The organism is Burkholderia gladioli, from assembly GCF_000959725.1.
Taxonomy (GTDB): Bacteria; Pseudomonadota; Gammaproteobacteria; order Burkholderiales; family Burkholderiaceae; genus Burkholderia; species Burkholderia gladioli.
In genome coordinates this window covers 1,955,829-1,974,690 of the sequence record NZ_CP009322.1, presented here as the reverse complement: position 1 = coordinate 1,974,690, position 18,862 = coordinate 1,955,829, and the positions used below count along the sequence as shown (strand labels likewise).

General features: G+C 70.3%; 14 protein-coding genes. 5 read left to right on the top strand and 9 right to left on the bottom strand.

Translation table 11 applies throughout. The features are described from left to right. Positions 1-23: 23 nt before the first annotated feature. The gene (locus BM43_RS08895; protein ID WP_036055828.1) at positions 24-1,472 is read right to left on the bottom strand and encodes an ATP-binding protein; all 1,449 of its coding nucleotides are present in this window, start codon (positions 1,470-1,472) and stop codon (positions 24-26) included. Beyond that, positions 1,469-2,128 (bottom strand): response regulator, encoded by a 660-nt coding sequence (locus BM43_RS08890; RefSeq protein ID WP_013690708.1) that lies wholly within the window; start codon positions 2,126-2,128, stop codon positions 1,469-1,471. The genes BM43_RS08895 and BM43_RS08890 overlap by 4 nt, the downstream gene beginning before the upstream one ends. 208 nt (positions 2,129-2,336) lie before the next feature. Between BM43_RS08890 and BM43_RS08885 the strand changes: the two genes are divergently transcribed. Next, the gene (locus BM43_RS08885) at positions 2,337-2,687 is read left to right on the top strand and encodes a hypothetical protein (RefSeq protein WP_036055830.1); all 351 of its coding nucleotides are present in this window, start codon (positions 2,337-2,339) and stop codon (positions 2,685-2,687) included. Between the two features lie 30 nt (positions 2,688-2,717). Here the strand turns inward: BM43_RS08885 and motB are convergent, their stop codons facing one another. From motB to BM43_RS08870, 3 genes are all read right to left on the bottom strand, one after another. Beyond that, on the bottom strand, positions 2,718-3,641 hold the full coding sequence (motB, locus tag BM43_RS08880; RefSeq protein ID WP_036055831.1) for a flagellar motor protein MotB: 924 nt from the start codon (positions 3,639-3,641) through the stop codon (positions 2,718-2,720). A gap of 11 nt (positions 3,642-3,652) precedes the next feature. After that, on the bottom strand, positions 3,653-4,519 hold the full coding sequence (motA, locus tag BM43_RS08875; RefSeq protein WP_013690705.1) for a flagellar motor stator protein MotA: 867 nt from the start codon (positions 4,517-4,519) through the stop codon (positions 3,653-3,655). Between the two features lie 374 nt (positions 4,520-4,893). Continuing rightward, entirely contained in the window at positions 4,894-5,274 is a 381-nt protein-coding gene (locus BM43_RS08870) for an EAL domain-containing protein (protein ID WP_036055832.1), read from the bottom strand. A gap of 236 nt (positions 5,275-5,510) precedes the next feature. Between BM43_RS08870 and BM43_RS08865 the strand changes: the two genes are divergently transcribed. Beyond that, the gene (locus BM43_RS08865) at positions 5,511-6,176 is read left to right on the top strand and encodes a methyl-accepting chemotaxis protein (protein WP_272947765.1); all 666 of its coding nucleotides are present in this window, start codon (positions 5,511-5,513) and stop codon (positions 6,174-6,176) included. A 63-nt stretch (positions 6,177-6,239) separates the two neighbouring features. Here the strand turns inward: BM43_RS08865 and BM43_RS08860 are convergent, their stop codons facing one another. Both BM43_RS08860 and BM43_RS08855 read right to left on the bottom strand, forming a co-directional pair. After that, positions 6,240-7,616 (bottom strand): phospholipase D-like domain-containing protein, encoded by a 1,377-nt coding sequence (locus BM43_RS08860; protein ID WP_036055833.1) that lies wholly within the window; start codon positions 7,614-7,616, stop codon positions 6,240-6,242. A 113-nt stretch (positions 7,617-7,729) separates the two neighbouring features. Next, a complete protein-coding gene (locus BM43_RS08855) occupies positions 7,730-9,544 on the bottom strand; it encodes a sensor domain-containing diguanylate cyclase (RefSeq protein WP_036055834.1) in 1,815 nt (604 codons plus the stop codon). Positions 9,545-9,828: 284 nt separating this feature from the next. Between BM43_RS08855 and BM43_RS08850 the strand changes: the two genes are divergently transcribed. Then, complete coding sequence (locus BM43_RS08850; RefSeq protein ID WP_042284985.1) at positions 9,829-10,233, top strand: cupin domain-containing protein; 405 nt, start codon at positions 9,829-9,831, stop codon at positions 10,231-10,233. 103 nt (positions 10,234-10,336) lie between these two features. Here BM43_RS08850 and BM43_RS08845 read toward each other — a convergent pair whose 3' ends face one another. Beyond that, positions 10,337-11,248: an alpha/beta fold hydrolase gene (locus BM43_RS08845; protein WP_036055835.1), complete on the bottom strand. Its 912-nt coding sequence runs from the start codon at positions 11,246-11,248 to the stop codon at positions 10,337-10,339. Positions 11,249-11,263: 15 nt separating this feature from the next. After that, a complete protein-coding gene (locus BM43_RS08840) occupies positions 11,264-12,202 on the bottom strand; it encodes an alpha/beta fold hydrolase (RefSeq protein WP_042284983.1) in 939 nt (312 codons plus the stop codon). A gap of 87 nt (positions 12,203-12,289) precedes the next feature. Here BM43_RS08840 and BM43_RS08835 point away from each other — a divergent pair, with 87 nt between their 5' ends. Both BM43_RS08835 and uvrA read left to right on the top strand, forming a co-directional pair. Further along, positions 12,290-12,676: a MerR family transcriptional regulator gene (locus tag BM43_RS08835; RefSeq protein ID WP_036055836.1), complete on the top strand. Its 387-nt coding sequence runs from the start codon at positions 12,290-12,292 to the stop codon at positions 12,674-12,676. 188 nt (positions 12,677-12,864) lie between these two features. Continuing rightward, positions 12,865-18,735 (top strand): excinuclease ABC subunit UvrA, encoded by a 5,871-nt coding sequence (uvrA, locus tag BM43_RS08830; protein WP_036055838.1) that lies wholly within the window; start codon positions 12,865-12,867, stop codon positions 18,733-18,735. Positions 18,736-18,862 lie beyond the last annotated feature (127 nt).

The following is an 18,862-nucleotide window of genomic DNA, read 5'->3' as shown; positions in this document are numbered from 1 at the left end:
TGAGTTGGATGAGCGAATCGAGTCTAATGCGGAATGCTTAACGAAACGTTAAGGCCCTTGTCGCGCTGTAGCGCATCGTCCGGGCTTGCCGCGTCCAGCTCGACCAGGACCGACAGGCCGCGCCCGTCGAGGCCGGGCTCGAACCACAGGCGAGCGCCGAGGTAATGCGCGATGCGTGCCACGATCGACAGACCCAGGCCGCTGCCCGGCGATTGCGCGCCGAGACCGCGATAGAAGCGGTCGGTGAGCCGCGGGTATTCGTCCGCTTGCACGCCGGGGCCGTCGTCGCTGACCGACAGGCGCCGCCGCGCGTTCTGGCGCTGCATCGACACTCGAATCCGTCCGCCGCGCGTGCCGTACTTGATCGCGTTGTCGAGCAGGTTGTCGAGCAGGATGCCGAACAGGACCGGATCGGCGTGCGCGCTCAGGCCGGCTTCGCAGTCGACCTCGATGCGCGTGTCCCGGTCGGCGGCAGACTCCGCATGCCGTGTCACCGCGGCATCGATCAGCGGCGCCACGGCGACTGCCAGGCTGGGAATCCGCTCGTATTCGTCGAGTCGTGCCAGCAGCAGAAGTTGCTCGGCCAGCCGCGCGCCGCGGTCGACGCCCTGGATCACGCGCTGCAAGGCCTGCTGCCTGAGCGCGGCGTTCTCGAAGGCGAATGCCAGCTGCGCCTGGATCTTGATGGCGGCGAGCGGGGTCTTCAACTCGTGGGCGGCGTCCGCCGTGAACGTGCGCTCGCGCGCGATCGAGGTGCGCAGGCGATCCAGCAGCCGATCTATCGCATCGACCAGAACCTCCACCTCGCGCGGTACCGCGGCCGCGCCGATCGGGTCCAGCGAGCGCGCGTCGCGCGCGGCGATCGCCGTGGACAGCGCGGTCAGTGGCGTGAGCCCCCTGCCGATCGCATACCAGAGCAGCAGGGCGAGCACCGGCAGCGCGGCGCCCAGCGGCCAGACGATGCCGCGCGCCACGCGCGCGGCGAGGTCGCTGCGTGTATTGGCGGTTTCCATCACGCGAATGCTGCGGCCGGAGCCGGCCTCGCGCGACGCGAAGCTGCGCCATTCGATGCCGCGCATGCGCATCGGAGCCGGCGGTTGTCCGTAACCCGGCGCCAGGGTGGCGGCCGCCGCCTCGGGCGGCAGGTTCGAGGCGAGCACGCGGTCACCGGCATCACGCACCTCGAAAAATATCTGGCGCGGCAGCTTGTCTCCATCCCGCTCCGTGCCGGGAGGCTCGCCGGCACGCGGCAACTCCACCCTCGCATCGACCGGCGCGCGTGCGAATCGGGTCAGGTCGGGCGCGTCGAGTCGCAGCAGGAAATCCGCGTATTCAGCCAGTCGCGCGTCCTGCCATTCCTCGATCTCGCGGTCGACCAGGTGCAAGCAGCCGAATACGGCAAGCAGCCAGACCGTGCCGACGCAGCCAAGGGCGAGCAGGGTGGCGCCGCGCCGGATCGAGCGACTGCTCATGCGGGCTCGACCACGTAGCCGATGCCGCGCACGGTGCGGATGAAGTCCGCGCCGAGCTTCTTTCGCAGGTTCGACACGTGGACCTCGATCGCGTTGCTCTCGACGCCGTCCTGCCAGCCGTACAGGGCGTCCTCCAGGCGCGCCCGAGATTGCGGCACGCCGCGCTGGCCGACAAGCTGGATCAGGATCGCCCACTCCCGGGCGGTCAGCGCGATGCGAGACGCATTGCGGGTAATGACGCGGCTTGTCAGGTCGATGGCGATGTCGCCCCGGACGAAGGCGTCGCGGGTGCGGCCCTGGGAACGCCGCACCAGGGCGCGGCAGCGGGCCAGTACCTCGCTCAGATCGAAGGGTTTCGCCAGATAGTCGTCCGCGCCCTCGTCGAGACCACGCACGCGGTCCGCCACGGTGCCGCGGGCGGTGATCACCAGCACCGGAATCGTGTCGCCGCGCGCGCGCAGCATGCGCAGCAGGGCCGAGCCCGATTTGCCGGGCAGGCCGAGATCGAGAACCACCAGTGCGTAGCCGGCGGTGGCGAGCGCGGCCTGGGCCGCGATCCCGTCGCGCAACCAGTCGACCTCGTAACCGGCCTGGCGCAGGCTGATTTCCAGGCCGCTGCCGATCAGGTCGTCGTCTTCAACGAGAAGCAGTCGCATTTTCATTCGCTGGCGGGTGAGGGGGCGACGGGAATGATGACCCACTTTGCCCGGCCTTGCCGTGTCATGGATTGTAATCGAGCGCCGCGCGAGTCTCGGCCTGCCTGAAGCTTGCTTAAGGTTGCCGGCCGCCGACCCCGTTACCATCGCTTGACGGATCGACAGGCGCGTGCCTCGACATCGTCCGATTCAGCGGAGCCCCCCCATCATGACTTCATCCCGACTCGAGCAATGGCGCGCGCATCTGCAACTCGCCGGCCTGGCCGGCGTGCTGGTGCAGGCGGGCGTGCTGGTGTCGCTGGGCATGCTGCGGATCCCGGCGGCCCGGCTCCATTGCCCGGGTCTTCGCCCGTACATGCTGATGGCGCTCGCGGCGGCGGCGCTCGCGATACGCTGGTCGGCGGCCCGGGCGTTCCACGCCGCGCTGGACGGCTGCCATGCCCGGCTCGGGATGCCCACGCCGGGCAGCGTAGCGGTGTCGCGCGACTGTCCCTGGCACGCGCTGGTGGTCCTGCACATCCGTCTGAATCGCCGCGGTTTCGATCAGGTGTCGCTATGAGGCGGCACTGGCCCGGGCCCGTCGCGGCGTTCAGGGCCCGGCGGGCGTGCCGGGTGTCGTGGCCGGCGGCCCGGCCGCCGCATCGGCGAAAAAGGCGCGCTCGGCCTGTTTGTTGAGAACCAGGATGCTGATGCGCCGGTTCACCTCGGCGTCGGCCGCCCCCTGATCGAGCGGCAGCACGTCGGCGAGCCCGCGGATCTGCAGCAGCTTGTCCTCGCGCAGATGGCCCGCCACCAGCGCGCGCCGCGCCGCGTTCGCGCGCTCGGAAGAGAGTTCCCAGTTCGAATAGCCGGCGATGCCGCCCGAATAGGGAACCGCATCGGTATGCCCCGCGATCGACACGCGGTTGTCGACCTGGTTCAGGAGCGTGCCGATCCGAAACAGGATGTCGCTGGCATAGTCCTCCAGCCTCGCGCTGCCGGTGGCGAACATGGGGCGGCTGCGCGAGTCGACGATCTCGATACGCAGGCCCTCGCGCGTGATCGACAGGCGAATCTGGTCCTTGAACGCACGCAACTGCGGGTTCTCCTCGACCAGCGTGCTCAATTGCTGCCTCAGGCGCGACAGCCGCGCCGCGTCATCGACATCGACGGCCGGCGCGGCGGGTGCCGACGCGGCATGGCCGTTGCCGTTGCGCCGGTCCGACAGATCCTGCCCCCCTGCCTGGAGCACGCTGGAGCGTGCTGTGCCGTTGCTGTCGGCATGCGTGCCCAGCAGCGTGGACAGGGGCGTATTGAAGTAGTCCTCGATACCCTTGCGATCGTATTTCGAGGTCGAGCCGAGCAGCCACATGAGCAGGAAGAACGCCATCATCGCGGTGACGAAATCCGCGTAGGCGATCTTCCATGCGCCGCCGTGATGCCCCTCGTGCGCGTTCTTCCTGACGCGCCGCACCACCGTCGTGCCGCCCGCCGCCTTGCGTACCGCCTGTTCCGCGGCCCGGTCGTTATTCATGCCGTGCTCCCTCAGGCCTTGCTCGTCTTGGTGGCGCGTACCGCCTCGTCGAGCTCCTGGAAGCTCGGGCGATCGGCGGTGAACAGCACCTTGCGGCCGAACTCCACCGCCACCGCCGGCGCATAGCCGCTCAGCGATGCCAGCAGCACCGCCTTCACGCAGTGGAACGGCTTGGCCGAATTGCGGCCCTTGGCGTTGAGCAGGTCCGCGAGCGGGCCGACGAAACCATAGGCGAGCAGGATGCCGAGGAAGGTACCCACCAGGGCGCCGGCGATCATCTTTCCGAGTTCCGCCGGCGGCGCGCCCACCGAACCCATGGTATGCACCACCCCCATCACGGCCGCGACGATGCCGAATGCCGGCAGGCCGTCGGCCATCTTCTGGATGGCCGACGGCGCGACCGAGACCTCGGCGTGATGCGTTTCGAGCTCCTCGTCCATCAGGTCCTGCATCTCGAGCGGATTGAGATTGCCGGTGGACATCATGCGCAGGTAGTCGATGATGAAATCGAGCAGGTGGTGGTCGCCCAGCACATGCGGGTACTTCTGGAACAGCGGGCTGTTCGCCGGATTCTCGATATCGGATTCGAGCGACAGCATGCCGTCGCGGCGCGCCTTCTGGAGCAGCTCGTAGAGCAGGGCGATCAGTTCGAGATACTGGGTTTTCGTATAGCTGGTCGATTTGAAGCACGACGGCAGCGATTTCAGGGTCTTGCCGAGCGTGTCGCGTGGATTGCTGACCACGAACGCCCCCGCTGCAGCCCCGAAAATGCACAGCAGCTCGAAGGGCTGCAGCAGGGCGGGCAGATGGCCGCCCACCCCGACGAAGCTGCCGATCACCGAGGCGAGCACCACGATCCATCCGATTGCGACAAACATATGCACTCCATAATAAACAGGATCCTATCTTTCCAGTCGACGGCGTGGCGGCCGGGGAGGCCTGCCGGCAGTCGTCGCATCCCCGCATGACATTGATGTCGGCAGGCGCGTCACGATGCTGAAGGTGCCGGCCGTGCCGCGCGTCGCTGGTGTTTTCCCTGCCTCACGCCGGCCGATCGGGCGGGGGCGGACAGCGCCACGGTGGTGTCGTCGGGCTCGACGGCGCCGACGGTCAGCTCGGCAAGCAGGCCAGCGCCAGGTGCGCGTTGGCATCAATGCCGGCGGCGGCCGCGCGGCCGTCACGGGCAGCGTCGCGCTTCATCAGGCAGTCTCGGCGAGGTGCCGGTCGTTCGGCACCCGATGAGCATGGTCGCTCAACCAGGCGAGCAAGGCGGGTTCGTCCATCGGGGGGCCCACAGCCAGCCCTGGGCCGCGTCGCAGCCCTCGAGTTGCAGGCTTTCGGCGATCGCGCGCTGTTCGACGCCCTCGGCCACGCAGCGCATCCCCAGCTCCCGGGCCAGGGCCACCGTGGTGTGCAGAATGCGTCGCGCATCGGGATCGCGGAGCGCCTCGCCGACGAAGCGGCGGTCGAGCTTCAGTTCGTTGAAGGGGACATCCAGCAGCGCTGCCAGGCAAGCGTAGCCGGTGCCGAGATCGTCGATCGACAGTTGCACGCCGTCGATCCGGATACTCGCGAAATCCTCCTCGGCCGGTTCGGCCCTCGCATCCGGCGCCTGGAGCGCCGGTGCAGGCACTTGCGGCCAGCAGCGCGGCGAGTTTTGCGGCACGCACCGGATGGCCCGGCGCGCCGGCCACCGAGACGCCGCGGGCACGAGCCAGCCGCATCGCGGCGCGGCGCGTGCGCTCGTCGCATGTCCCGGTCACGAATCTGACGGCGATCGTCTCGGACGTGCGCAAGCAAACCGTGCAGTTGCCGTTCGCGACTCGGGAGATCGCCGCGGCGAACCTGGATCTGTCGAATCGGACCGAGATGCAGGCGGCCGCGCTTCAGGAGACGGCCGCCGCGCTCGAGCAACTGACCGCAACCGTCAAGAGCAATTCGCAGGCCGCGCGGCACGCCAACGAGATCGTCGAGCAGGCGCGCGCCACGACCCGGACCGGCTGCGATGCGGTGCAGGCCACCGAGCGGACCATGGAGGCGATTTCGCAATCCTCCAAGCAGATCGTGGCGATTGTCGCGACGATCGATACCATTGCCTTCCAGACCAACATCCTGGCCTTGAATGCGGCCGTGGAGGCCGCGCGCGCCGGCGAATCGGGCCGGGGCTTCGCGGTGGTGGCCGGCGAGGTCCGGGCCCTGGCACAGCGTTGCGCCGGCGCTTCCCGCGAAATTCGCTCGATCGTGGAATCGAACGTCGGTGTCGCGCTTGAGGGCGCGTCGAGCGTGTCGCACGCTGCCGCGCGCATGGCCGAGATCGATCAGGTGATGACGCGCGTGGGCTCGATCATGGCCGAAGTCGTCGGCGCGAGCCAGGAGCAGTCGCAGGGTATCGACAGTATCAACGATTCGGTGCTGCACCTGGACGACACCACGCAGCGCAATGCCGCCCTGGTCGAGCAGAGCGCCGCGACCGCGCACAGCCTGTCGCGGCAGGCCGAGATACTCGACGACGCGGTGCGCCTGTTCACCCTGTAGACCGTGGATTCGCCCGGCGCGGCTTGAAGCGTTCGCGGCGCGGGCGCGATGCGTGATCCGCGCTCAGAGATAACCCCAGATCAGCTTCGTCACCCAACCCCACACGCCGCCGCAGCCCGCCGCCCGGCAGCGCGCATCGGGATCCTCCAGCAGGTGGCCGTCGGCATCGGTCACCGGGCTCGCATGGCGCAGGTAGAACGCCACGCTGTCGCGCAGCGGATCGGCGCCGTCCTCGGGGATATCCATCCACAGGCCGTTTTCCGTGTTGGCGTGCGCCGACAGCGGATCGAAGTTGTAGCTGCCGAGGTAGTAGCGATGGCCGTCGATGCGCACCAGCTTGGCGTGCATCATGCGGTTCTCGCGGTCGTGATACTCGAGCACCTCGATCCCGGCGTTCACCAGGCCCGGCAATTCGTCGGCATAGGCGCGGCCGACCGCCGGGAATTCCTGCGCGGTGCTGGCCAGCGAGGCGCTCACCAGGGTCACGCGCACGCCTTCGCGTTGCTTGCGTACGAGTACGTCGCGCAGCGCCGGCACCAGGATCAGGTAGGGGTTGATGACGAGGATGTCGTGTTGCGCGCGATCAAATTCGTGCAGCATGTCCTGTAGCGTGCCGGGCGAGCGCTTGTCGGGCTGGTCGTGCATGTAGCGCAGGCGCTCGCAGGCGATCGGGGTCCAGCTCGGATCGAAGGGGGCGCCGGCGGCACCGTTCGCGTCGGTTGCGCCCGCATCGATATCGAGCGGCGCCAGCAGGCGCTCGCGCCAGTAGCGGATGCGCGTCGGATCGAGCGTGGCGTAACCCTGCGAGATGCGATAGGGCGAGTCGATGCCGAGGAATTTTTCCGGCTCGGGGCTGACCGCCGCCTCGCTGCCCCAGAACAGGTCGAAATGTTGGTGCATGGCATGCAGGGTCGAGGCATCCTGGCCGGCATCGCCGGCCACCATCAGGTCGCGCTCGCTGAGCCAGTTGCGGAAGCTCGAATCCCAGATCGAGGTGCTGCCGATCACGGCGGTGTCGCCGACCAGGAACAGCTTGTCGTGCATGCGATGCGAGAGCTCGGCCAGTTGCGCGCGCGGGTGGAAGATGCGCAGCGCCAGCCCGGGCGCCACCTGGTGCAGGGCGACGATCAGCTCGTCCTCGATCGGGTAGTGCGGCTCGGGGCCGATGCCGTCGACCAGCAGCTTGACCGGCACGCCGCGGCGCGCGGCCTGCACCAGGTGGCGCAGCACCAGGCTGCCGGTCTGGTCGAGCTCGAAGATGTAGGCGAGGATGCGGATCTGCTCGGCGGGCGCGGCACGATCGATCAGCGCGATGCGCGAGGGCAGCAGCTGGCTGTCGTCGAGCGGCGCGATCAGGTCGACGCATTGGGCGTGGGCTTGCAGCGACCCGGCCAGCAGAGCGGCGGCGATGAGCGCGAGGCTTCTTCTTGTTGTCGTCATGATGCGGCGAGCGGGTTCGATTTGTCGTGCGGATCGGGAGGATCGATGCGTCTCGTCAGGCAGCTACCGCCGGATTGTAATCGCCCGGTCCGGCGTGCATCAGGTCCCAGGTTTCAATCCGTATACAACTCGATCCGATTCCGCCCGCGCGCCTTGGCGACATACAGCGCCTTGTCGCAGCGCGTGAGCACCTGGTCGACACCGAGATCGGCGGCGCTCATGCGGTCGATGCCGATGCTCACGGTCAGCGCCACCAGCCGCTCGCCGACCGCCAGCGGCGCCTTGGTCATGCGCTGCTGCAGGCGCAGGCCGTAGTCGATCGCGGCGTCGATGCTCAGGCCCGGCAGCACCACCGCGAATTCCTCGCCGCCGATGCGCCCGATGATATCGGTGCTGCGTGCCTCCTGCCGCAGCAACTGGGCGAAGTGGCGCAGCGCGCGATCGCCGAGCGCATGGCCCCAGCGATCGTTGAGCGACTTGAAGTGGTCGAGATCGAGCATCAGCACCGCCGCCTCGCCGTTGCCGGTGTGGCGCAGCCGCATGAACACGGCCTCGCTGCGGGCCAGGAAATCGCGCCGGTTGGCCAGCTCGGTCAGGTGGTCGATGGTGGCGAGCTCGTGCAGCTCCGCCTCGATGCGCTTGCGCTCGGTGGTGTCGGTGATGAAGCCGTGCCACAGCGTGCCGCCGTCCGCCAGGCGCTGCGGCCGTGCCTCGCCGTGCCGCCAGCGCAGGCCCTGGCGCGGCAGCTGCACGCGGAATTCGAGCCGCCACGGCGTCAGCCGCGCGGCCGACTCGCGCAACGAGTGCCGGTAGGCGGCGAGGTCGCGCGGATCGATGCAGGCCTCGACCGGTGCCGCGCTGGCCGCCACCTGCGAGGGCTCGAGTTCGTAGATCTGCTGGATGCCGCGGCTCACGTAGCTGAAGAAACGATCGCCCGCCGCCGTCTCGCGATACTGGAACACCAGGCCGTCCACCTCGTCGGTCAGGTTGGTGATCAGGTCGATGGTCTGCTGCAGGCGCGCGGCGGCCTCGCGCAGCGCGGTGATGTCGGTGGTCGCGCCCACCATGCGCAGCGCCCGGCCGTCGCCATCGCGGGCGATCACCTTGCCGCGGCTGCAGATCCACTTGTAGCCGCCGTCCTTGCAGAGGATCCGGTGCTCGACCTCGTAGCGATCGGTCCTGCCCTCGAAGTGCGCATGCATCTCCGCCTGGACATACTCGCGGTCGTCGGGATGCAGGCGGTCCACCGCGTCCTCGATGCGGCTGCTCAGTTCATGCGGCGCATAACCGAGGATCGCCTTCCATTCCGGCGAGTAGCGGATCTCGCCGCTGGCCACGTCGCGATCCCAGATGCCGGTGCCGCTGCCGTTCAGCGCCAGCGCGACCAGTTCCTGGTCGATGGTGTCGACGGCGCCGGCACGGGGGGGCGCGGCCGCGCGCGCCTCGGCCGGGGCCGCGGCCGCCGAGGCCAGCGCGCGCGCCAGCGCCGGGCCGGCCAGCGCGGCGAGATCGAGCAGGAAGGCGTGTTCCGAGCCGTCGAGAGGGCGACGCGCGGGGGCGAGCAGGAACAGGGTGCCGAGCCGGGCGCCGTGGCCGTCGCGCAGCGAGCAGGCGGCGAACAGGCGCGGCCGGTGCGCATCGGCCGCGCCGACCAGCCGGCAGGCCGGCCCCGCCTCGGGCATCAGCACCATCGCTTCGGGCTCCGAATCCTGTCCCGGGCCTGGCGCGAACGGATCGAGCGGCAGGGCTGCCGGCCAGGCGCCCTCGGCCGCCAGCGCCGCCGGGCCGTCGATGCCGGGGCCGACGACCAGCGCCGCGTCGACCCCGAAATGCGCGCAGGCGAGCCGCAGCAGGGCGCCGCATTCGGCCTGCGCCGGCAGGCCTTCCGCTGGCGCGACCGGGGTCGCGCCGGTGTCGGTTATGAGCATACGAAACGAAAGGGAGTCCTCGGCGGCCGGGGTGGGCAGCGCCTCGCTCGCCCGTTGCGAGCCGGTTCTGGCGAGCAATGATAAATCGGTTTGGTGACGCCGAGGAATCGGCGGGCAGGCTCGACGTGGGCCGTCTTGTATGAAGAACGTAAGCCGGGAGCCCGGCCCGATCGATGTGTACGCAACGGTAATCCTGCGGCAGCGGAAATCGCGAGCGCGGCGCGGCCCGGCGCAGTACCATGTGCGGCGGCCCGAGCCGGCCTATCCACACGCGGGACCCCCACATGAAAACATCGATACGCATTGCCCTGGCAGCATCGTTTTTCCTGGCCTCGGCCGCCTCGTTCGCGCAGGCGCCCGGCATCAGCCGCACCGAGGTCCTGACGCAGGACGTCTCGGTGCCGGGGCGCCACGCGGTGGTCTCGCGCGTGACGGTCGCGCCGCGCGGCGTGCTCGGCTGGCATACCCACGACGGCGACGAGATCAGCTACGTCGAGTCGGGCGACCTGACGTTGCTGGTGGCCGGCAAGCCGCAACAGGTGGTGCATGCCGGCGGCGCCTTCGTGGTGCCGGCGGGCGTGGCGCACAGCGTGCGCAACGACGGCGAGGCGGCGGTCGCGCTGATCACGGTGCACGTGGTCGCCAAGGACAAGCCGCTCGCCACGCCGGCCGCCGCGCCGGCGCAGTAAGCCGCGCGCGGCTCGGCGAGGGCGGCCCGGCGCAGCGATGCGCCGCCGCGCCCCGGCTGCCGGGCGCCGGGGCCGTTCGGCCAGCACGGCGCCCGCCTCGTGCTCAGGCGCTTTCGCCCAGCAACGCCGCCAAGGCCGCGAGCACCGGCTCCGGCGCATCCTCGGGCAGCAGATGCCCGGCCGGCAGCCCGTGGCCGCTCACCGTCGCGGCCCAGCGCGACCAGGTCTCGACTGGCGAGGGCGCGTCCGCCTTGCGTTCCTTTTCACCCCACAGCACCAGCACCGGGCAGTCGAGCCGTCGCCCGGCCGCCCGGTCGGCCGCGTCGTGCTCCAGGTCCTCCTCCACCGCCGCGCGATAGTCCTCGCAGATCGCGTGACGCACCTCGGGATCGCGGAACGCGGCGCGATAGGCCGCGAGCGCGCGCGGCTCGATCCGCTCCAGGCCGCCGGCCATCCTGGCCAGCGCGGCATCGATGAAGGCATCGGGGTCGGCCGCCAGCATCCGCTCGGGCAGCCCGGCCGGCTGCGCCAGGAAGAACCAGTGCCAGGCGTTCAACGCGAAGGCTCGGTCGACGCCGGCGAAGGCATCGAGCGTGGGCACCACGCTCAGCGAGGCATAGGCGCTCACGCGCCGCGGGTGGTCGAGCGCGAGCCGGTAGCCGGCGCGCGCGCCGCGATCGTGGCCGACCACCGCGAAGCGCGGATGGCCGAGCGCGTCCATCAGCGCGAGCAGCGCCCCGGCCACGCGCCGCTTGCTCCAGCGCGGCGACGGCTGGCGGATGCGGCTGGCGCCGTAGCCGGGCAGGTCCGGCACGATCACCGTGTGCGAGCGCGCCAGCGTCGGCGCGATCCGGCGCCAGGCCAGATGGGTCTGTGGATAACCGTGCAGCAGCAGGACCGGCGGCCCGTCGCCGCCGATCCGGCCGCGAAACGCCACCTCGCCGGCCTCGATCTCGAGCGGCGCGAAGCCGGGGAAAAAATCGTCGTCGCCGGGCGGCGGCGTGTCGATGCTCATGCTTGCCTCCTTGGCTCAGGGTTGTGCGGCGGACAGCGATCCGACGAAATCGGCCAGATCGCGGTTGAAGCGCTCGGGTTCCTCGATGAAGGGCGCGTGGCCCGATTCCTCGTACAGCTTGCTCGCGATGCGCGGGTTCAGCGCGCGGGCGCGGGCCAGGGTGGCCGGCGTATCGACCAGCGCGTCGCGGCCGCCTTGGATGAACAGCAGCGGCACGCGCGCGCGGCTCAAGCCCTCGGCGGCCGCCACGGTCATGCCCGGCACCGCGCGCTGCATGTCCCACGAGGCCATCGCGGCATTGGCGAGCAGTCGCTCGAACAGGGCGGCATCGGGCTGGCGGTGGAAGCACAGCGCCAGGAAGCGGCGCTCGCCGTCGAGATGCGTCCGCAGCTCGGGCGATGTCATGTCCCGGTAAACCTCGGGATGGCTCACCAACTGCTCCGGCTTCAGCTCGACCACGCCATCCACGTACACGGCGCCGCCGATATCGCCGTCGCCATAGGCGGCCAGGTAGTTGGAGATCACCACGCCGCCCAGCGACCAGCCCACCAGCACCGGCCGTCTGGCATGCGCGCTGCGGATCACCGCGTCGAGGTCGTCGGCCCAGCGGCGCCCGTCATGATACGGCTCGGCGCCGGCGGGTTTGTCGGACAAGCCGTGGCCGCGCAGGTCGTAGCTGATCAGCCGGAACCGGCGCAAGTCCGGGCTTTGCAGCTGGGCATCCCAGTCCAGGCGGCTGCCGAGCAGGCCATGGATCAGGATCACGGCGGGGCCGTCGGGATTGCCGCTTTCCTCGACGGCGATTTTCACGCCGTCCTTCGAGGTGACGGAGTAGTGGTCGGGCGCTGCCTGCGCGGCGGGCGCGACGGCGAACAGCGTGGCCGACGACAGCACGGCCAGCAGCAGGCGGGACAGCGGGCGAAATAAAGAGGGGAACAACGAACGGGCGGACATGAGAGGATTCCTCTGAAGTGATGGTCCACCCAGTCTCGACCCTCACACCAGTGTGAGGGTCAAGCGAAACATGCTAGCCTGCCGCCCATGAACGCCTCGAACTCCCCGGAATGGCTGACGATCGGCGCGCTGGCCCGGCGCACCGGCGCCAGCGTGCGCTCGATCCGCCACTACGACGAGCATGGCCTGCTGGCCTCGTCGCGCGCCGACAACGGCTATCGCCGCTTCCCGGCGCAGGCGGTCGCGCAGGTCAGGCAGATCCAGCGCATGATCGCGACCGGCTTCACGCTCGACGAGATCCGCGGTTTCCCCGACTGCATGCTGCTGATCGAGGGCGCGCGCTCCTGCGACCAGATCAGCGAGGTGCAGCGCCGGCGCCTGGACGCCATCGAGCGCCAGATCGCCGAGCTCGAGCGGCGCCGCGCGCGCCTGCTCAAGACCTTGTCGGAAGGCGTGGTGCCGCCGCTCGACTGAAGCGGGAACCGGCCTCGATCGGTCGTGTCTTCCAGTCGGGCGGATCCGACCGGATGCCGCCGTCATCCCCAGCCCGCGGGGCGCCGTGAAAGCTGTATGAATATACAGTATAGTGTCGCAGTCATTCGGGCATGACGCAGCCTCGCGGCCCGCCAGACCCGTTCAACCCCTTCATACGGACAGGCCAATTGTCATCCAGCCATCTGATCCGCATTCGCGGAGCACGCCAGCACAATCTCAAGAATGTCGATCTCGACCTGCGCACCGGCGAGATGACGGTCGTGACCGGTCCGTCGGGGTCGGGCAAGTCGAGCCTGGTGTTCGACACGCTCTATGCCGAGGGCCAGCGCCGCTACGTCGAGACCTTCAGCGCCTATGCGCGGCAGTTCCTGGACCGCATGGACCGCCCCCAGGTGGACCGCGTGGACGGCGTGCCGCCCGCGATCGCGATCGACCAGACCAACCCGGTGCGCAGCTCGCGCTCGACGGTCGGCACCATGACCGAGCTGAACGACCACCTGAAGCTGCTCTACGCGCGCGCGGCCGAGCTGTTCGACCGCAAGACCGCGCAGCCGGTGCGGCATGACACGCCCGAGACGATCTACGCCGAGCTGGCCGCGCGCACGGCCGGCGAGGACCCGCGCCTGGTGGTGACCTTCCCGGTCGAGCTGCCCGAGGCGGTGACGGCCGAGGAGGTCGAGCAGTGGCTGTCGGCGAGCGGCTACACGCGCGTGCAGGCGCAGCGCGAGGTGGTGTCCGAGGCGGGCACGCGCAAGGTGCTCGACGTGGTGGCCGACCGCTTCCGCCTGCAGCACACGGAGAAGGCGCGCGTGGTCGAGGCGATCGAGGCATCGCTCAGGCGCGGCGCCGGCCGCGTCAACGTCTACGTGCTGGCGCCGGCCCCCGAGAACGCCAACGAGGCCGCGCCCGAGCCGCAGGTCTGGCGCTTCTCCACCGGCCTGCACCATCCCGACAGCGACCTGCGCTATGCCGAGCCGCAGGCGGCGCTGTTCTCGTTCAACTCGGCCTATGGCGCCTGCGAGACCTGCCGCGGTTTCGGCCGCGTGATCGGCGTCGACCTGGGCCTGGTGATTCCCGACGCGCGCAAGACGCTGCGAGAGGGCGCGATCAAGCCGATGCAGACGCCGGCCTGGAAGGAGTGCCAGGACGACCTGATGCGCTATGCCGAGCGCGCGAAGATCCGCCGCGGCACGCCCTGGGGCGAGCTCACGGATGCCGAGCGCGACTGGGTGATCAACGGCTCGCCCGACTGGGACGGCAAGTGGCAGACCCAGTGGTACGGCGTGAAGCGCTTCTTCGGCTATCTGGAGTCGAAGGCCTACAAGATGCACATCCGCGTGCTGCTCTCGAAGTACCGCAGTTACACGCCCTGCGAAGTCTGCGGCGGCGCGCGCCTGAAGACCGAATCGCTGCTGTGGCGGCTCGGCTCGAAGGCCGACGCCGACGCGGTGCTGGCGCCGGCCGCGCGCTTCATGCCGCGCGGCGTCGACTGGAACCGCGCCCAGCTGGAGGCGCTGCCGGGCCTGACCGTGCACGACCTGATGCTGCTGCCGATCGAGCGGATCCGCCGTTTCTTCGACGGCATCAGTCTGCCCAGCGCGCTGCTCGACGATGCGCTCAAGCTGCTGCTGGCCGAGGTGCGCACGCGCCTGAAATACCTCTGCGACGTCGGCCTCGGCTACCTGACGCTGGACCGCCAGAGCCGCACCCTGTCGGGCGGCGAGGTGCAGCGCATCAACCTGACCACCGCGCTGGGCACCTCGCTGACCAAGACCCTGTTCGTGCTCGACGAGCCCAGCATCGGCCTGCATCCGCGCGACCTGAACCGCATCGTCGAGGCCATGCAGCGGCTGCGCGACGCCGGCAACACGCTGGTGGTGGTCGAGCACGATCCCTCGGTGATGCTGGCCGCCGATCGCCTGATCGACATGGGCCCCGGCCCCGGCGAGCGCGGCGGCAGCATCGTCTACGACGGCACGCCCGGCGAGATCCGCTCGGCCGACACGCTGACCGGCGCCTACCTGGGCGGCCGCCGCGAGGTGGCGCATGCCTCGCAATGGTCGCGCCGCGCGGTGGACGCGAGCACGCCGCGGCTGGTGCTGGAAGGCGCCAGCGAGCACAACCTGCGCGACGTCACGGTCGAGATCCCGCTGCAGCGACTGGTCTGCCTGACCGGCGTGTCGGGCTCGGGCAAGTCGACCCTGCTGCAGGACGTGCTCTATCCGGCGATGGCGCGCCACATGGGCAAGGCCACCGAGGCGCCGGGCGCGTTCCGGCGCCTGGCCGGCGCCGACCAGGTCAGCGACGTGGTGTTCGTCGACCAATCGCCGATCGGCAAGACCACCCGCTCGAACCCGGCCAGCTACGTGGGCGCCTTCGACGAGATCCGCAAGCTGTTCGCGAAGGCGCCGCTGGCGCTGCAGCGCGGCTACGGCGCCGGCATGTTCAGCTTCAACACCGGCGAGGGGCGTTGCCCGACCTGCGGCGGCTCCGGCTTCGAGCACGTCGAGATGCAGTTCCTCAGCGACGTCTACCTGCGCTGTCCCGATTGCGACGGCCAGCGTTATCGCCCCGAGATCCTGGAGGTGCGCATCGAGCGCGGCGGCCGTTTGCTCAACGTGGCCGAGGTGCTGGACCTGACCGTCAGCGAGGCGGCGGCCTTCTTCGCCGGCGACGCCGAGGTGCTGCGCGTGCTGCAGCCGATCGTCGACGTCGGGCTCGAATACGTGAAGCTGGGCCAGCCGGTGCCGACCCTGTCGGGCGGCGAGGCCCAGCGCCTGAAGCTGGCCGGCTTCCTGGCCGAATCGGCGGCGGCGGGCAGCGCGCGCGGCAAGGCGGCCAAGGCGGCGAGCGCCGAGCGCCTGTTCATGTTCGACGAGCCCACCACCGGGCTGCACTTCGACGACATCGCCAAGCTCATGCAGGCCTTCGGCAAGCTGCTGGCGAGCGGCCATTCGCTGATCGTGATCGAGCACAACCTGGACGTGATCCGCGCCGCCGACTGGCTGATCGACCTGGGCCCGGAAGGCGGCGACGGCGGCGGCCTGGTGCTGTGCGCCGGCACCCCCGAGGACGTCAAGGCCTGCGCCGGCTCGCATACCGGCGCGGCGCTGGCGCAGTACGAGCGCGCCATGGCCGCCGAGGCGGAGCTTGCCGAGCACGGCGTGCCGCTGCAGGCCAAGCTCAACGCGGTGCGCGAGCGGCGCGCCATCGAGGGCGAGGACGTGGTGCGCATCGTCAACGCGCGCGAGCACAACCTGAAGTCGCTCGACGTCGACATCCCGCATGGCAAGTTCAACGTGATCACCGGCGTGTCCGGCTCGGGCAAGTCGACGCTGGCCTTCGACATCCTGTTCCATGAAGGGCAGCGCCGCTACCTCGAATCGCTGAACGCCTACGCGCGCTCGATCGTGCAGCCGGCCGGGCGCCCCGAGGTGGATGCCGTGTACGGCATCCCGCCCACCGTGGCGATCGAGCAGCGCCTGTCGCGCGGCGGCCGCAAGAGCACGGTGGCCACCACCTCCGAGGTCTGGCACTTCCTGCGCCTGCTGTACGTGAAGCTGGGCCTGCAGCACTGCATCCACGACGGCACGCCGGTCACCTCGCAGACGGTGGAGTCGATCGCCGCGCAACTGCTGCGCGACCATCGCGGCCAGCACGTCGGGCTGCTCGCGCCGCTGGTGGTCAACCGCAAGGGCGTCTATACCGACCTGGCCAAGTGGGCCAAGGCGCGCGGCAACTCGCACCTGCGCGTGGACGGCGAATTCGTGCCGGTCGACCCCTGGCCCAAGCTCGACCGCTTCCGCGAGCACACCATCGAGCTGCCGGTGGCCGACCTGGTGGTGTCGCCCGACAACGAGGCCGAGCTGCGCCGCCGCCTGGACGAGACACTCGAGATCGGCAAGGGCGTGCTGCACCTGCTCGCGCCGCTCGACGGCCTGGGCGAGGCGCTGGCCGGGCGCGGGGCGACCGCGCGGATCGGCCAGACCAAGGTGCTGTCGGTCAAGCGCGCCTGCCCGGTGTGCGGCACCAGCTATCCCGAGCTGGACCCGCGCATGTTCTCGTACAACAGCAAGCATGGCTGGTGCACCACCTGCGTGGGCACGGGCCTGGCGCTCACGCGCGAGCAGCGCGCCGCCTACGACGACACGGTGCTGGGCGCCGAGGACGGCCGCGGCCGCGAGCAGACCCTGCCCTCCGAGGAGCAGGAACCGGAAGGCCTGGGCGACCAGCCCTGCCCGGATTGCCATGGCACGCGCCTGAATCCCTCGGCGCGCGCAGTCACCTTCGACGCGCACTCGATCGTCGAGGTTGCGCAATGGACCGTCTCGCAGACGCGCGAGTGGATCGACGCGCTGCGGCTCGAGGGGCGCGACGCGCAGATCGCGCGCGACATCGTCAGCGAGATCGGCAGCCGCCTGGCCTTCCTGGAGGAGGTCGGGCTCGGCTACCTGAGCCTGGACCGCGCCGCGCCCAGCCTGTCGGGCGGCGAGGCGCAGCGCATCCGGCTGGCCGCGCAGCTCGGCAGCAACCTGCAGGGCGTCTGCTACGTGCTCGACGAGCCGACCATCGGCCTGCACCCGCGCGACAACCAGATCCTGCTGAACGCGCTGCGCAAGCTCGGCGACAAGGGCAATACGCTGGTGGTGGTCGAGCACGACGAGGACACCATCCGCCGCGCCGATCACGTGATCGACGTCGGCCCCGGCGCCGGCAAGCGCGGCGGCACGGTGGTCGCGCAGGGCGGCGTGGCCGACCTGTCCGCGCAATCGGCCTCGCTGACCGGCCGCTACCTGGCCGAGCCGATCGTGCATCCGCTGCAGTCGCGCCGCAGCGTGGTGCCGCCGGGCCGCAAGGGCGCGCAGGCGGTGCCGGAGCAATGGCTGACCGTGCATGGCGGCAAGCTGCACAATCTGCGCGAGGTCACGGTGGGGATTCCGCTGGCGCGGCTGGTGGCGGTGACGGGCGTGAGCGGCTCGGGCAAGTCCACCTTGGCGCGCGACGTGCTGATGGCCAACCTGCTCGACGCGGTGGGGCGCTCGGTGCTGTCCTCGCCGGCCACGCGCCGCGCGCGCAAGGCCGCCGGCCAGGACGCGGCGCCGGCCGGCCGCCGCGGCAGTGTGCTGGCGCGCAGCGCGCCGCGGCCCTCGCTGAACGTCACGCATGCCTGGCAGGGCTGCGAGTCGATCACCGGCTGGGAGTCGATCGACCGCGTGCTGGAGGTCGACCAGACGCCGATCGGCAAGACGCCGCGTTCCTGCCCGGCCACCTACATCGGCGTGTGGGACACCATCCGCAAGCTGTTCGCCGACACGCTGGAGGCCCGCGCGCGCGGCTACACCGCCTCGCGCTTCTCCTTCAACACCGGCGACGGGCGTTGCCCGGCCTGCGAGGGGCAGGGCGTGCGCACCATCGGCATGAGCTTCCTGCCCGACGTGAAGGTGCCCTGCGACGTGTGCCACGGGCAGCGCTTCAATCCCGAGACGCTGGCCGTCAGCTGGCGCGGGCGCAACATCGGCGAGGTGCTGACCATGGAGATCGACGAGGCGGTGGAGTTCTTCGCGCCGATCTCGAACATCGCCCATCCGCTGCAGCTGATGAAGGACGTCGGGCTCGGCTACCTGACGCTGGGCCAGCCCTCGCCGACGCTGTCGGGCGGCGAGGCGCAGCGCATCAAGCTGGTCACCGAGCTGAGCAAGGTGCGCGACGACATCACCCGGCGCGGGCAGAAGGCGCCGCACACGCTCTACGTGCTCGACGAGCCCACCGTCGGCCTGCACATGGCCGACGTGGCCAAGCTGATCCGCGTGCTGCACCGGCTGGTGGACGGCGGGCACAGCGTGGTGGTGATCGAGCACGACCTCGACGTGATCGCCGAGGCCGACTGGATCATCGACCTCGGGCCGGAAGGCGGCACGGGCGGCGGCGCGATCGTGGCGGCGGCGGCGCCGGAAGCGCTGGCGCGCGTGGCGGCCAGCCATACCGGGCAGGCGCTGGTGCCGGTGCTGGCGCGCGGGGGTGTGACGGCCGAAGCTTGAACGGGCGGCGCGGCGCATTTGCTCGATGGGTTCCGTGCGCGCCGTGCTCGCTTGGGGCGGGGGCCACTCGCCTGGAAAGCTAAGCGGAAATGCTTGTTTGGCGCCGGCGCCGGGCGTGGCTAGATTG

Coding starts and splice junctions, on each gene's coding strand:
- BM43_RS08895 (WP_036055828.1), bottom strand. CDS start 1,472: ATGAGCAGTCGCTCGATCCGGCGCGGCGCCACCCTGCTCGCCCTTGGC.
- BM43_RS08890 (WP_013690708.1), bottom strand. CDS start 2,128: ATGCGACTGCTTCTCGTTGAAGACGACGACCTGATCGGCAGCGGCCTG.
- BM43_RS08885 (WP_036055830.1), top strand. CDS start 2,337: ATGACTTCATCCCGACTCGAGCAATGGCGCGCGCATCTGCAACTCGCC.
- motB (WP_036055831.1), bottom strand. CDS start 3,641: ATGAATAACGACCGGGCCGCGGAACAGGCGGTACGCAAGGCGGCGGGC.
- motA (WP_013690705.1), bottom strand. CDS start 4,519: ATGTTTGTCGCAATCGGATGGATCGTGGTGCTCGCCTCGGTGATCGGC.
- BM43_RS08865 (WP_272947765.1), top strand. CDS start 5,511: ATGCAGGCGGCCGCGCTTCAGGAGACGGCCGCCGCGCTCGAGCAACTG.
- BM43_RS08860 (WP_036055833.1), bottom strand. CDS start 7,616: ATGACGACAACAAGAAGAAGCCTCGCGCTCATCGCCGCCGCTCTGCTG.
- BM43_RS08855 (WP_036055834.1), bottom strand. CDS start 9,544: ATGCTCATAACCGACACCGGCGCGACCCCGGTCGCGCCAGCGGAAGGC.
- BM43_RS08850 (WP_042284985.1), top strand. CDS start 9,829: ATGAAAACATCGATACGCATTGCCCTGGCAGCATCGTTTTTCCTGGCC.
- BM43_RS08845 (WP_036055835.1), bottom strand. CDS start 11,248: ATGAGCATCGACACGCCGCCGCCCGGCGACGACGATTTTTTCCCCGGC.
- BM43_RS08840 (WP_042284983.1), bottom strand. CDS start 12,202: ATGTCCGCCCGTTCGTTGTTCCCCTCTTTATTTCGCCCGCTGTCCCGC.
- BM43_RS08835 (WP_036055836.1), top strand. CDS start 12,290: ATGAACGCCTCGAACTCCCCGGAATGGCTGACGATCGGCGCGCTGGCC.